Here is a 12,522-nt window from a genome sequence, read left to right on the forward strand (position 1 = left end):
CCGGACGTAAGCCCGGTTCCATCCATTCTAGCCCCCCGGTCCCTGAGTCCTGAAACCAAGGGCGCCAAAAGCGTGGCGTGGAACCGGGGGCCGAGGCCTCCCGGTTCCCCGCTATTCGGACTTGGCGGGGGCGGCGTCCGAAACGATATCGATCCGCCATCCCGTCAGCTTGGCCGCAAGCCGCGCGTTCTGGCCCTCTTTGCCGATCGCCAGCGAAAGCTGGTAGTCGGGGACCACGACGCGCGCAGAACGGGTTGCCTCGTCCGTGATTGTGACCGAATTCACCCTCGACGGCGACAACGAGTTCGCGATGAAGGTTGCCGGGTCCTCGCTGAAGTCGACGATGTCGATCTTTTCGTCGTTCAGTTCAGTCATGACAGCGCGGACGCGTGAGCCCATTTCACCGATGCAGGCACCCTTGGCATTGACGCCGGGAATGTTGGCCTTCACCGCGATCTTGGTGCGGTGACCGGCCTCGCGGGCCAGTGCCACGATCTCAACCGAGCGGTCCGCGATCTCCGGAACTTCCATTTCGAAGAGCTTGCGGACAAGGCCCGGGTGGGAGCGGGAGAGGGTGATGGAGGGACCTTTGGCGCCACGGTGGACGTCCACAACGAAGGCACGCAGACGGCTTCCGTGCAGGTACTTCTCGCCGGGAACCTGCTCGGGCGGCGGAAGCAGCGCTTCGATGGCCCCAAGATTGACCTGGATCATGTGCGGGTTGTTGCCCTGCTGGATCATTCCGGCCACGAGTTCGCCTTCACGGCCCTTGAACTCGCCCAGCACGTTGTCGTCCTCAACGTCGCGCAGGCGCTGAAGGATGATCTGGCGTGCGGTGCTTGCCGCGATGCGGCCGAAGCCTGCCGGGGTGTCTTCGAACTCGCCGATGGCCTCGCCGTCGTCGTCTATTTCCGTGGCCCAAATGGTGACGTGTCCGCTCTTGCGGTCCAGTTCGGCGCGGGCCTTTTCGTAGGCACCGGGCGTCTTGTGGTATGCCACCAGCAGAGCTTGTTCGATGGTGGGAATCAGGAGATCCAGCGGGATTTCACGCTCACGCTCCAGGAGTCTCAGTGCGCTCATGTCAATATCCATTAGGCCTCCTCGGAAGGTCCGTTGTGCTCGTCTTCCAGCGCAGCCTCATGGAGGTGGCTGAATTCAATCTCGACTTTTCCTTGGCGGATCCTGTCGAAAGGAATAGTGATGGGGTCACCCTGCTTGGGCTTCATGCCCTTCTTGACTTCGTGCTCGGGAATCAGCGTCACATCGTTCTCACCGACGGACGTGATGCGTCCCAGCACGTTCTCGCCCTGGATGACGTTGACCCGGACCAAACGGCCACGGGCCCGGTGCCAGTGGCGGGGCTCGGTCAGCGGGCGGCCAACACCCGGGGAGGAAACCTCGAGGTCATAGGGACGTCCGTCGTCGTGGGGGTCGTTGTCAAGGATATCCGACAGTCCCCGGGAGACATCGGCGATGGCGTCAAGACTGACGCCGCCGGTTTCCTCCTGCGGGAGGTCCACCACGACGTGGACGGTGCGGTGGGATCCGGCAACGTGGATGGAGACATCCTCGAGGTAGAGCCTGCTGGCAAGGACGGCCGGTTCGAGCAGCGCCTTGAGCCTGCTTTCTTCCGGGTTGTGGATGGTGGCCGTTGAGTTCGATTCAGAACGGTCTGTTGAAGTCGTGGCTTCCGAGTCACTCACGTTGCCCGCCGCCTCCCGATAGATGTTGTTGTGACTACTAGCCTAACGATTTTCCGGCGGTCATGGTGCACGGAGTCCCCCGCCCACGTGACACCATGGTGTGTTGTGAACGGGCAATCGAGCGAAAAACGACGAACACCGGCTTGGGGCCAGGTTGTGCTGGTTGCCGTGGTGGCCCTGCTGGTTGCGGGCACCGGAATGGTGCTGATTCCGCGCGATTCCGCCACTCCTGCGGCCGTTTCCTTCTCCGAGTCGGCCCGCGCCGGAGCCTCGGCCGATGCCTTGGGGCTGCTTGAAGCGGCTGGAGCCCTGTCCGAGGCCGAAGGTCCGGAGGCCAAAACCCCGGCTCTTGCAGGTGTTGTGACTTTGCTGACAACGCAGGCCCGGGCGTTGATGGTTCCCGGCGGGGTTTCGGGCAGCTCCACCCCGGCATCCACCGCCGCTGCGGGCACCGCGGCGACGACGCGTGCTTCGCTGCTGGAGCAGCTCTCCTCGAGCGGAAGGAAACGCCTGGCCGACGCGCGGGAGGCCGACGGCGGACTGGCCCGCCTGCTTGCCGCCGTCGGAACTGCCCAACTGATCCACTCCGAAACGCTTGCCGCTGCATGGCAGTTGCCCTTGCCCACGGACCCTTCCGCCCCTGCCAAGACCGGGGCCCCAACGACGGTACCCGCGGCAACGCCAACGGCGGCAGCCTGCCCGTCCGTCAGCCCGACGCCGAACCCGTCGTCGGCTACCACCGACTCGGCCCTCGCCGCAGCGGTCCGCTCGCAGCAGGAGGCCGTCTATGCCTACCAAGTGGCCCTGAAAAGGCTGGACGCCAGCGCTGCCACCGAGGCGGCCAAGGACCTGCAGGTGCACGCCCTCCTGCTCAGGCAGGCCGAGGCCTTGACGCGCGCCAACTGCGCCGACGTACCCCCAGCCTCCGCCGGCTATCAGCTGCCGGAGCTTTTCGCCAAGGACCCTGCCGCCGCTTTGGGTGCGCTTGAGGCGTCGTCCTTGCCAGGCTTCGCGGACCTTGTTGCCTTGTCCACCGGCGAAACCCGGGCCTGGGCCGTGGATGGCCTTCATGCGGCGGCCCGCAGGAGCGTCGCCTGGGGCGCCGCTCTTGCGGCCCTGCCCGGAATCACGTTCGACGCCGGGCAGTTGCCTGCGTTGCCGACGTCAAGTACTCCTTCCACCTCGGCACCGGCAACGAACGCGGGATAGGCCAGCCTAGCCATGCTGGTCAAGGCCGTCCACGGGTGCTTGGCTTGGAATATGGCCTCTACAGAAACTGCCACCACCCACGAGAACGAGCCACACCGCGACGACCTGGCGCACCGGCTGAACTGGCTACGGGCCGGGGTGCTGGGTGCCAACGACGGGATAGTATCGGTCGCCGCAATTGTCGTTGGGGTGGCCGGTGCCACCACGAACACAGGCAGCATTCTGGCCGCGGGGACAGCGGGGTTGGTGGGCGGAGCGATCTCCATGGCCTTGGGTGAATACGTGTCCGTCAGCAGCCAGAGCGACACGCAGAAAGCCCTGATCGAAAAGGAACGGCGCGAGCTCGCCGAGCAACCCGAGGACGAACTCAATGAGCTTGCCGCTATCTACGAATCCAAAGGGCTTAGTCCCAAGACGGCGAGGACCGTGGCCGAGGAACTGACCGAGCACGACGCCTTGGCTGCCCATCTCTCTGCCGAACTGAACATCCACGAAAACGACATCGTGAGCCCCTGGAACGCTGCCCTTGCCTCCGCAGTGGCGTTCACTTTGGGAGCAGTACTGCCGATGCTGGCAATCCTGCTTCCGCCAGCGGAGATGCGGGTGCCACTGACGTTCGTCGCCGTGCTTCTTGCACTGGCCATCACGGGAGCCGTCGGAGCCTGGATCGGCGGGGCCTCCCGCTTCCGGGCTGCTGTCCGGGTGGTGCTCGGCGGAGCCCTGGCGTTGGCCGCGACCTTCTCGATCGGAACGCTCTTGGGCGCCAGCGGCGTTTTCTAGGGGCCGGGCCTTGCCGCGGAGTTAGGCTGTTCGCGTGACCCTTCACGCGATGATTCCCATTCCGGGCGACCTTCACGCCCGTTACAACCGCGACTCCGCGGGCCGGGACTGGCTGGCCAGCCTGCCGGGACTCATCTCCGACGCACTGGAACGCTGGCAGCTCACCGTGGACCTGGCACCTGGCCACGAACCATGGAACGGCCACGGCGCCTTGGTGGTTCCGGTCCTGCAGGACGGGGCCGCCGCGGCCTTGAAAATTGCCTTTCCCCACGACGAAGCGAGGGTGGAGCGGCACGCCTTGGAACTGTGGGACGGCCGTGGCGCTGTCCGTCTCCTGGCGTCCGATGCTGCCAGCTGCTCCATGCTCCTGGAACGGCTCGATGCCTCACGTTGGCTGCAGGACGTTCCGATGGACCAGGCGGCGGACATCTGGGGCGGTATTGTCCGGAAGCTGTCCATACAGCCTGGCCAAGGATCCCAATGGCAGGCCTTTGACCACATCGCAGGGACTGCGGAGCGATGGAGTGATGAACTGCCTGCCGAGTGGGAACGCCTCGACCGGCCCTTTCCCCGGTGGTTGCTGGAGGCGGCCCTGGAAGTGTGCCAGACGCGTGGAGCCGTGGGCCGCCGTTCAGGCAAAGACGTGTTGGTGCACACGGATCTGCACTTCATGAACATCCTGGCCACGCGTGCAGACCAGCCTGGGCGCGGGAGCTATCTTGCCATCGATCCACAACCGCAGATCGGCGAGGCGGAGTTTTCCGTGGCACCACTGCTCTGGAACCGGATTCATGACCTCTCCCGGACGGACCCGGAGGCCGCGTTGCGTGAGCGCTGCGCGGACTTCAGCCTTGCCGCAGGCCTTGATCCGGAGATCGCCCGGCAGTGGAGCGTTGCCCGCGAAGTGGCGAACGCGTTGTGGTACGCCACAAAGCCCGGACACGATGGGGATCTGGCACGCTCCCTCTGGGTGGCCAGCACCATGGCTGGCCGGACGCTGGACCACTTGCCGCGCGCCCACGAACTTCCTGACCCAGGTACGTTCAAAAGCTGAGTGCGTTCACAAGCTGAGCAGCCGTAACACCTTAGGCGAAGTTTTCGTTCCAGACATCAACGCCCAGTTTGACGATCAAGGCCGCCACCACGAGGAGAAACACGAGGCGCACGAACTTGCTTCCCCTGGCCACGGCTGTTCTGGCGCCCAGATAGCCTCCTGCCATGTTGGCCAGTCCAAGGACCAGGCCCACTCCCCACAGCAATGAGCCGTGCGGCAGGAAAAAGATCAGTGCTCCGGCGTTGGTTGCCATGTTGACGATCTTGGCTTTGGCACTGGCCTCCAGGAACGCGTAGCCCATGGCCGAAACCAGGGCAATCACCAGAAACGAACCTGTGCCGGGGCCGATAAGACCGTCGTAGAAACCGATGAGACCACCAATGAGGCAGGCCACGACGTAATGTTTGTGGCCATCATGGCGCAAGGCCGTCAGTTCGCCTGCGCTGGGACGCAACGCGGTAAAGATCGCGACGGCGATCAGCGCGAGGACGATGATCGGCTTGAAAACACTGGCAGGCAGTGATGCTGCCAGGATTGCCCCGCCAAAGCTCCCCGCCAGCGCAATCACCGCCATGGGAATCGCGGTCTTCAGGTCCGGCCCAACGCGGCGATAGTACGTCACTGCACTGGTCGTGGTCCCGAAAATGGAACCCATTTTGTTGGTCGCCAGCGCTTGGACGGGCGTGATGCCGGGCACCAGCAGCAGGGCGGGGAGCTGGATCAGTCCCCCGCCCCCAACTACTGCGTCAATCCAGCCGGCTGCGAATCCAGCCACCACAATCAGGATGATCGTGGTGAGCTGGATGGATTCGAAGCCCGAAATCACCGGGAACGAACGGCGTTGACCACGTAATCCACGGCCTTGTCGACGGAGACGTTCTCGGCCTCGCCGCTGCGACGGTCCTTGATTTCGACAACGCCCTCCGCCAGACCGCGTCCAACGGCCAGGATGGTGGGCACACCCACAAGCTCGGCGTCGCCGAACTTGACGCCGGGAGATACCTTGGGCCGGTCATCGAAGATGACGTCCAGCCCGGCAGCCTCGAGCTCGCTGGAGAGCCTCTCGGCGGCCTCGAAGATCTCCTCGCCGCGTCCGACGGCCACGACGTGGACATCGGCCGGAGCAACCGAGCGGGGCCACACGATGCCGCGCTCGTCGTGGTTCGCTTCAGCCAGGGCGGCAACCGCACGGGTCACGCCTACGCCGTAGGAGCCCATGGTCACGACGACCTGCTTGCCGTTCTGGTCCAGGACCTTCAGGTCGAGGGCTTCGGCATACTTCCGGCCAAGCTGGAAAATGTGTCCCATCTCGATGCCGCGTGCGGTTTCCAAGGGGCCGGACCCGTCGGGGGCGGGATCGCCTGCGCGGACTTCGGTGCTCTCGATGACGCCGTCCCAGCCAAAGTCGCGGCCGGCCACCAGGCCGAAGACGTGCTTGCCCTCGGAGTTGGCACCGGTGATCCAGCTGGTGCCGGACACAACGCGGGGGTCGACCAGGAACAGCACCTTGGAGGAGCCTTCAAGTCCCAGGACAGGCTGGTCAAGGGACAGGCCAGGGCCGATGTATCCCTTGACGAGCCAAGGCAGCTTCTTAAGGTCTTCCTCATTTGCGGCCTCAAGTCCGATCTCGCCTGCGATGGGCAGGTGGGATCCGATGTTTGCTTCCACGCGCTTGAGGTCAACTGCACGGTCACCGGGAACACCGATCACGACGATCTGGCGCTCACCGGTGGGCAGCGTCACGGCGAGGACCACATTCTTGAGGGTGTCGGCGGCAGTCCACGCGCCGCCGTCGGACCCGTTGCGCGGAGCGAGCTGGTTCGCTGCGGTGACCAGGGTCTCGATGGTGGGCGTATTCGGCGTGTCCAAAACCTCCGCCGCAGGGGCGTTGCCGAAGTCGATGTCGTCCGGGACAACGGTGGTGACAGCTTCGACGTTGGCGTAGTAGCCGCCTGCGGAGCGAACGAATGTGTCCTCGCCAATCTCGGTGGGGAACAGGAATTCCTCGCTCTTGGAGCCTCCCATGGCACCGGCCGTGGCGGCAACGGGAATCACTTCAAGACCCAGCCGTTCGAAGATCTTCAGGTAGGCGGCCCGGTGGGCGGCGTAGCTGGCGTCCAGGCCGGCGTCATCGACGTCGAACGAGTAGGAGTCCTTCATGATGAACTCGCGGCCGCGGAGGAGGCCCGCGCGGGGACGGGCTTCATCGCGGTATTTGTTCTGAATCTGGTAGAGGCTCAGCGGCAGGTCTTTGTAGGACGAGTACAGATCCTTGACCAGCAGGGTGAACATTTCCTCGTGCGTAGGGGCGAGCAGGTAGTCGGCACCTTTGCGGTCCTGGAGGCGGAACAGGCCTTCGCCGTATTCGGTCCAGCGGTTGGTGGCCTCATAGGGTTCGCGCGGGAGCAAGGCCGGGAAGTGGACTTCCTGGGCTCCGATAGCGGCCATTTCCTGGCGGATGATCTCTTCGACCTTGCGCAGGACGCTCAGGCCCAGCGGCAGCCAGGTGTAGATACCGGGGGCGGCGCGGCGGATGTAGCCGGCGCGGACCAGGAGCTTGTGGCTGGCGACCTCGGCGTCGACGGGATCTTCACGCAAGGTGCGCAGGAACAACTGGGAAAGGCGAAGGACCACGGGTATGTATCCGTTTCTTTGGCAAATGTGGCAGAACAACTGCGTACTAATCTACCGGTTTGCAGCCTTACCCCTTTAACCCGGATTCACCCACGGCCTTGCCCTGAACGCGGAAGAGCCACGCCTTCGCGAGCGGAAGCCCCTGGCCGCCGTGGGCTGGTCATCCTGCGAGGGCGTGGCTCAACGGCCGGCCGGCCGCAAGCGTTATCCGTGGACTATTTGGTCTTGCCCTCCAGGGCGACCAGTACGCCTGCGACTGCGAAGAACTTATTGCTGCCGAGCTCGCGGATGGTGTCGATACCCAGGGAATCCTTCAAGGCCTTTGCCGTGGCATCCGTAACACCTGCCAACGCGGCCGGAGAAGCATCCAGGATTTCCTTGAGGCTCTTGTCCTCGTACGCCTTGTCCAGCGCTTTGGAAAGATCAACGCCAACTGCCATTTTCACGATTCCCCTCATTGACCACCCGCGCCCCAACGACACGGTTAGGGATGAACTTATGTGATGACGGACACGATTTCAAGGATTTTTGTACTTTCGATGGACAAGGAAAACCTTGACCTGCTTGGGAAGCAGTCTTACCTTTAATTCATCACTTGGTGAATTACTGGATGTTGGTGAGGCCGCCATGTCACACACTGCCCGTCACGCCGCTCCCCCGCCTGCCGCTGCCATCACCTCAGCGGGTCTGCACGTTACCCTGGGACGCACCCCGGTGCTGCGCGGTCTCGACTTTTCAGTGGAACCAGGCAGGATAGCGGGACTGCTGGGGCCGTCGGGAAGCGGAAAGACCACCCTCATGCGCGCTATCGTCGGAGTCCAGCGGATCACCCGGGGCTCCGTGACCGTGCTCGGTTTGCCGGCCGGCAGCGCGCCGTTGAGGCACGACGTCGGGTACGTCACCCAGGGCGCCAGTGTCTACGGCGACCTCAGCGTCGAAGCGAATGTCCGCTACTTTGGCGCCATGCACGGCGCGACGGCGACCGACGTCGCCGAGGCGATTGACGCCGTCGGACTTCAGGAATTTGCCGGGCAAAGAGCGTCCCGGCTCTCGGGTGGCCAGTTCAGCCGGGTGTCCTTGGCCTGCGCCTTGGTGTCCCACCCGAAATTGCTGGTTCTGGACGAGCCAACCGTGGGTTTGGATCCCGTGCTTCGTGCCGAGCTGTGGGAGCGCTTCGCCGCCATGGCTGAACAGGGAACCACCCTTTTGGTCTCCAGCCACGTCATGGAAGAGGCGTCCCATTGCTCCACCTTGCTGCTGTTGAGGGACGGGCTGTTGCTGGCCCAGCTGACCCCGGCCGAGCTGGCTGAGCGTGGACGCAGCGACGACCTCGAACGGGCCTTCCTGACCATGATCAAAGCGGCGGGCCGCGGGCAACAGGAAAGTCAGGTGGCCTAGTCATGAACCTCCGCATGACCATCGCAACCACCACCCGCGTCCTCGGCCAATTGCGGCACGATCACCGTAGCGTCGCCCTGATCCTCGTGGTACCGGCCCTCCTGCTGACGGCCGTGTATTTCCTCTACGAAAACGAAAACCTGCCGCCAGGAGTCCCCAGGACGTTTGATCGCGTGGGCTTGATGATGCTGGCGATCTTCCCATTCGTGGTGATGTTCCTGGTGACCTCCATCACCATGCTCCGGGAACGCACCTCCGGAACCTTGGAGCGGCTGCTCACCACACCCATCCATAAGGCCGACCTGTTATTCGGCTATGCCTTGGCCTTCTCGATCATGGCGGCCCTGCAGTCCCTGGTGGCTACCGGGGTGGCTTACTGGATTTTCAACCTCGACATCAAAGGAAGCCCTGGCCTGGTGGTACTGATCGCTGTGATCAACGCAGTGCTGGGGGTCGCCCTCGGCTTGCTGTGTTCGGCGTTCGCGAGGACGGAGTTCCAAGCCGTGCAGTTCATGCCGGTGGTTGTGGTCCCCCAGATCCTCCTTTGCGGCCTGTTCGTGGCACGGGAGCACATGAATGAGGTCCTGGAAGGTATTTCGGGCGTCCTTCCGTTGACTTTCTCGGTGGATGCCCTGAAGGAGATCGCAAGTAATTCCGAGGCAACCTCGGCAATGTGGCAGGACGCTTTGGTGATGGCTGCGATCGTAGTGGGCGTACTGGTCCTGGCATCACTGACCTTGCGGCGACAAACCCGATGAGCCTTCCCCAGCTGCGACGCGGCCGACGCAGTCCGGAAGACCACTCCCGGGAAGCCATAGTGGCCGCCGCCCGGACGCTCTTCGCGGAACAGGGGTTCGACGGGACAAGCCTGCGCCAAGTAGCCCGCGAGGCCAGCGTGGATCCGGCTATGGTGCACCACTTTTTCAAGGGAAAAGACGAGTTGTTTGCAGCAAGCGTTGAGCTGCCTGCGGACCCCGCGGCGGTCCTGTCCGACGTCGAAAACGTGGAGCCGACCGTGAGGGCAGAAGCCATTGTCCGTGTCGTCCTGGAGCTGTGGGAGGGCCCGGCACAGCACGCGTTAGTGGCTTTCGCCCGGGGCACCATCGGTTCAAAGGCCAAGACGGCACTCATGAAGGAAATGGTCAATAGGGCCGTCCTGCCACGGATTACGGCCGGATTGCCGGGCTCCGCAGAGGAAGTACGCCTTCGCGGCAACCTGGTGGCTACGCAAGTGGTGGGCCTCATGCTGGCGCGATACGTGATCCGGATCCAGCCGCTCGCGTCCGCCCCTCGCGATGAGGTGGTCCATTTGGTTGCCCCGAACATCCAGCGCTACCTCACAGGTAACCTGGACTCCCCCAAGTAGCTGGGACGTGCGCTAAAACAGGACCGTCGCGAACGTGCCAACCTGTTCAAAACCCACGCGCTCGTACGTGGCGCGGGCCTTGGTGTTGTAGTCGTTGACGTACAGGCTCGTCACGGGCGCAAAAGACCTTGAGAGATTGACGACGGCGGCCATGTAACCGGCGCTTTGGCCGCGACCACGCAGCTCCGGATTCATCCACACGCCCTGGACCTGGGTGACTTCCTTGGTGACAGCCCCGAGCTCGGCCTTGAAGACCACCGTTCCTGCAGCGTCGATATGAACCAGCGAATGGCCTTGCCGTATGAGGCCGGCTACCCGTTTGCTGTAGAACTCCTGGCCGCCCAGGAAGGGCGAGTAGCCAACTTCTTCCTCGAACATGGCGGCGCAGGCAGGGAGGATCCTGTCGAAATCCGCCATCGAGCCAAAGGTCAGGGCAGGATTGGCGGTGATGACGGGGCCACTGGAGATTGAGAGAAGTGGTTGCTCGGCGCGGACCTCGTGGGCGAGGTGGCCCAACTGCTCAAAACGCGAATAAAGTGCCAGCACGGTCTCGGCCGGTCCGAAAATCGAAGCGTAGCGGCGTCCGTTGTGATGGGCCGCGTTGGCCACGTAGCCGGCCAGCCCGGGATCCAGTTGGACGGGGACCAGATTGGCTCCGGCCCAGCAGGCACCCAGGAGGGTGTCGCCGTCGAAGACTCCGTACACGCTGGCGCCGCCACTGGTAGGCGCCGCGGTTCCAGTGCTTTCGAGGTGGGCGAGGATAAAGACGTTGGCCACCGCGTCCTCGTTTGCGAGCGCGCGAAGGGCCAGGGTGTCGGCACCGCCGAGCACCCTGACCCCTAATCCGTTCTCGTTACGAGACGCTAACCACGGGGCTACCCTTGACAGCATCTTCGCCATCGGCCTCCCCCATCTCTTCAGCGATACGCATGGCCTCTTCGATCAGTGTCTCAACAATTTCGCTCTCCGGCACAGTCTTAATGACTTCGCCCTTCACGAAAATCTGGCCCTTGCCGTTTCCGGAGGCCACACCGAGGTCCGCTTCGCGTGCTTCGCCCGGTCCGTTGACGACGCAGCCCATGACCGCAACGCGCAGCGGGATCTCCATGCCCTCCAGACCGGCAGTGACCTGCTCCGCGAGCGTGTAAACGTCTACTTGGGCGCGACCACAGGACGGGCAGGACACAATCTCAAGCTTGCGGGGGCGCAGGTTAAGGGACTGCAGGATCTGGTTGCCCACCTTGATCTCCTCCACCGGCGGGGCGGAGAGGGAAACGCGGATGGTGTCGCCGATGCCGCGGGAAAGGAGCGCTCCGAAGGCCGTGGCCGACTTGATGGTGCCTTGGAAGGCCGGTCCGGCTTCGGTCACTCCGAGGTGGAGCGGCCAGTCGCCTTTCTCTGCCAGCATCTCGTAGGCGGCCACCATGACCACGGGGTCGTTGTGCTTGACGGAGATCTTGAAATCGTGGAAGCCGTGCTCCTCGAACAGGGACGCCTCCCAGACAGCAGACTCAACGAGCGCCTCAGGAGTGGCCTTGCCGTACTTCTTCAGGATGCCAGGCTCAAGTGAACCCGCGTTGACGCCGATGCGGATGGACGTGCCGTGGTCGCGGGCAGCGGCGGCGATTTCCTTCACCTGGTCATCGAACTTACGGATGTTGCCGGGGTTCACCCGTACGGCGGCACATCCTGCTTCGATGGCGGCGAAGACGTACTTGGGCTGGAAGTGGATGTCGGCGATCACGGGGATCTGGGACTTCCGGGCGATGATGGGCAACGCTTCGGCATCGTCAGCGGAGGGGCAGGCAACGCGCACAATGTCGCAGCCGGACGCAGTAAGTTCGGCAATCTGCTGGAGGGTGGCGTTGATATCGGTGGTGGGCGTCGTGGTCATCGACTGAACACTGATGGGCGAGTCAGAGCCAACGCCAACGGAACCGACCTTGATTTGCCGCGTTTTACGTCGCGGGGCAAGGACGGGGGGTGGGGCTGCTGGCATTCCCAGGCTGACCGAGGTCACGTGGACTCCTTGGGTTGGGGTGGATCGTGGTGGTGGAAGAAGCCCGGGCTAGGAAGCGTGGGCTGCCAGGACGCCAATGATGGGGGACCATTCCGTGGTGCGGATGCCGGCGATAACTCCGGCTTCGGCGAATGGATCCTGCTTGAGGAGGTCATTGAGTTCTGCTTCTTCGGCGGACTTGAAGATCAGCAGTGCACCAGCACCGTCGCCGTACGGGCCGCTGGCGAGCAGCTTGTTGTCCTCTGCCAGTTCGGCGAGCCAGGCACGGTGTGCTGGGCGGGCTTCGTCGCGGAGGGCGTCGGAATCGGCGACGTATACATACTCAACAGCGAAAACAGTCATGGTGCTAGCCTATCCC

At 63.7% G+C, this 12,522-nt stretch carries 14 protein-coding genes; 6 read left to right on the plus strand and 8 right to left on the minus strand.

Going from position 1 to position 12,522, the window contains the following annotated elements:
- Nucleotides 1–111: 111 nt before the first annotated feature.
- Together nusA and rimP are read right to left on the minus strand one after the other, a co-directional pair.
- A complete protein-coding gene (gene nusA / locus ACFVSI_RS13405; protein WP_144663014.1) occupies nucleotides 112–1,092 on the minus strand; it encodes a transcription termination factor NusA in 981 nt (326 codons plus the stop codon).
- Entirely contained in the window at nucleotides 1,092–1,703 is a 612-nt protein-coding gene (gene rimP, locus ACFVSI_RS13410) for a ribosome maturation factor RimP (RefSeq protein ID WP_387824286.1), read from the minus strand. Before rimP ends, nusA begins: the two co-directional genes overlap by 1 nt.
- Nucleotides 1,704–1,808: 105 nt before the next feature.
- Here rimP and ACFVSI_RS13415 point away from each other — a divergent pair, with 105 nt between their 5' ends.
- From ACFVSI_RS13415 to ACFVSI_RS13425, 3 genes are read left to right on the plus strand one after another with little or no spacing between them, the layout of a single operon-like run.
- Nucleotides 1,809–2,912: a DUF4439 domain-containing protein gene (locus ACFVSI_RS13415; RefSeq protein WP_387824287.1), complete on the plus strand. Its 1,104-nt coding sequence runs from the start codon at nucleotides 1,809–1,811 to the stop codon at nucleotides 2,910–2,912.
- 51 nt (nucleotides 2,913–2,963) lie between these two features.
- Nucleotides 2,964–3,692, plus strand: coding sequence for a VIT family protein (locus ACFVSI_RS13420; protein WP_387824288.1), 729 nt, complete (start codon nucleotides 2,964–2,966; stop codon nucleotides 3,690–3,692).
- Nucleotides 3,693–3,741: 49 nt separating this feature from the next.
- Nucleotides 3,742–4,746: an aminoglycoside phosphotransferase family protein gene (locus ACFVSI_RS13425; protein ID WP_387824362.1), complete on the plus strand. Its 1,005-nt coding sequence runs from the start codon at nucleotides 3,742–3,744 to the stop codon at nucleotides 4,744–4,746.
- Nucleotides 4,747–4,777: 31 nt separating this feature from the next.
- On the opposite strand, the gene ACFVSI_RS13430 is transcribed toward ACFVSI_RS13425, so the two are convergent.
- The 3 genes from ACFVSI_RS13430 to ACFVSI_RS13440 form a co-directional block, all read right to left on the minus strand.
- Nucleotides 4,778–5,572: a sulfite exporter TauE/SafE family protein gene (locus ACFVSI_RS13430; RefSeq protein ID WP_387824289.1), complete on the minus strand. Its 795-nt coding sequence runs from the start codon at nucleotides 5,570–5,572 to the stop codon at nucleotides 4,778–4,780.
- Nucleotides 5,569–7,380 (minus strand): proline--tRNA ligase, encoded by a 1,812-nt coding sequence (locus ACFVSI_RS13435; protein WP_387824290.1) that lies wholly within the window; start codon nucleotides 7,378–7,380, stop codon nucleotides 5,569–5,571. The genes ACFVSI_RS13430 and ACFVSI_RS13435 overlap by 4 nt, the downstream gene beginning before the upstream one ends.
- Before the next feature lie 215 nt (nucleotides 7,381–7,595).
- Complete coding sequence (locus ACFVSI_RS13440) at nucleotides 7,596–7,820, minus strand: hypothetical protein (RefSeq protein WP_262278536.1); 225 nt, start codon at nucleotides 7,818–7,820, stop codon at nucleotides 7,596–7,598.
- A gap of 187 nt (nucleotides 7,821–8,007) precedes the next feature.
- Between ACFVSI_RS13440 and ACFVSI_RS13445 the strand changes: the two genes are divergently transcribed.
- Genes ACFVSI_RS13445 through ACFVSI_RS13455 form a run of 3 tightly spaced genes read left to right on the plus strand, consistent with a single transcriptional unit; the run spans nucleotide 8,008 to nucleotide 10,144 of the window.
- Nucleotides 8,008–8,778, plus strand: a complete 771-nt coding sequence (locus ACFVSI_RS13445) for an ABC transporter ATP-binding protein (protein WP_387824292.1) — start codon at nucleotides 8,008–8,010, stop codon at nucleotides 8,776–8,778.
- A gap of 14 nt (nucleotides 8,779–8,792) precedes the next feature.
- Entirely contained in the window at nucleotides 8,793–9,536 is a 744-nt protein-coding gene (locus ACFVSI_RS13450) for an ABC transporter permease (protein WP_387824294.1), read from the plus strand.
- Complete coding sequence (locus tag ACFVSI_RS13455; RefSeq protein WP_387824295.1) at nucleotides 9,533–10,144, plus strand: TetR family transcriptional regulator; 612 nt, start codon at nucleotides 9,533–9,535, stop codon at nucleotides 10,142–10,144. The genes ACFVSI_RS13450 and ACFVSI_RS13455 overlap by 4 nt, the downstream gene beginning before the upstream one ends.
- Nucleotides 10,145–10,156: 12 nt before the next feature.
- Here the strand turns inward: ACFVSI_RS13455 and ACFVSI_RS13460 are convergent, their stop codons facing one another.
- From ACFVSI_RS13460 to ACFVSI_RS13470, 3 genes are read right to left on the minus strand one after another with little or no spacing between them, the layout of a single operon-like run.
- On the minus strand, nucleotides 10,157–11,035 hold the full coding sequence (locus ACFVSI_RS13460; RefSeq protein ID WP_387824366.1) for a GNAT family N-acetyltransferase: 879 nt from the start codon (nucleotides 11,033–11,035) through the stop codon (nucleotides 10,157–10,159).
- The gene (gene ispG / locus ACFVSI_RS13465; RefSeq protein WP_144663005.1) at nucleotides 10,998–12,164 is read right to left on the minus strand and encodes a flavodoxin-dependent (E)-4-hydroxy-3-methylbut-2-enyl-diphosphate synthase; all 1,167 of its coding nucleotides are present in this window, start codon (nucleotides 12,162–12,164) and stop codon (nucleotides 10,998–11,000) included. The genes ACFVSI_RS13460 and ispG overlap by 38 nt, the downstream gene beginning before the upstream one ends.
- Before the next feature lie 48 nt (nucleotides 12,165–12,212).
- Nucleotides 12,213–12,506, minus strand: coding sequence for a YciI family protein (locus ACFVSI_RS13470; protein ID WP_387824298.1), 294 nt, complete (start codon nucleotides 12,504–12,506; stop codon nucleotides 12,213–12,215).
- Nucleotides 12,507–12,522: the final 16 nt, after the last annotated feature.

Origin of the sequence: Paenarthrobacter sp. NPDC057981 (assembly GCF_042886835.1) — a bacterium.
In the GTDB taxonomy this organism is placed as follows: Bacteria; Actinomycetota; Actinomycetes; order Actinomycetales; family Micrococcaceae; genus Arthrobacter.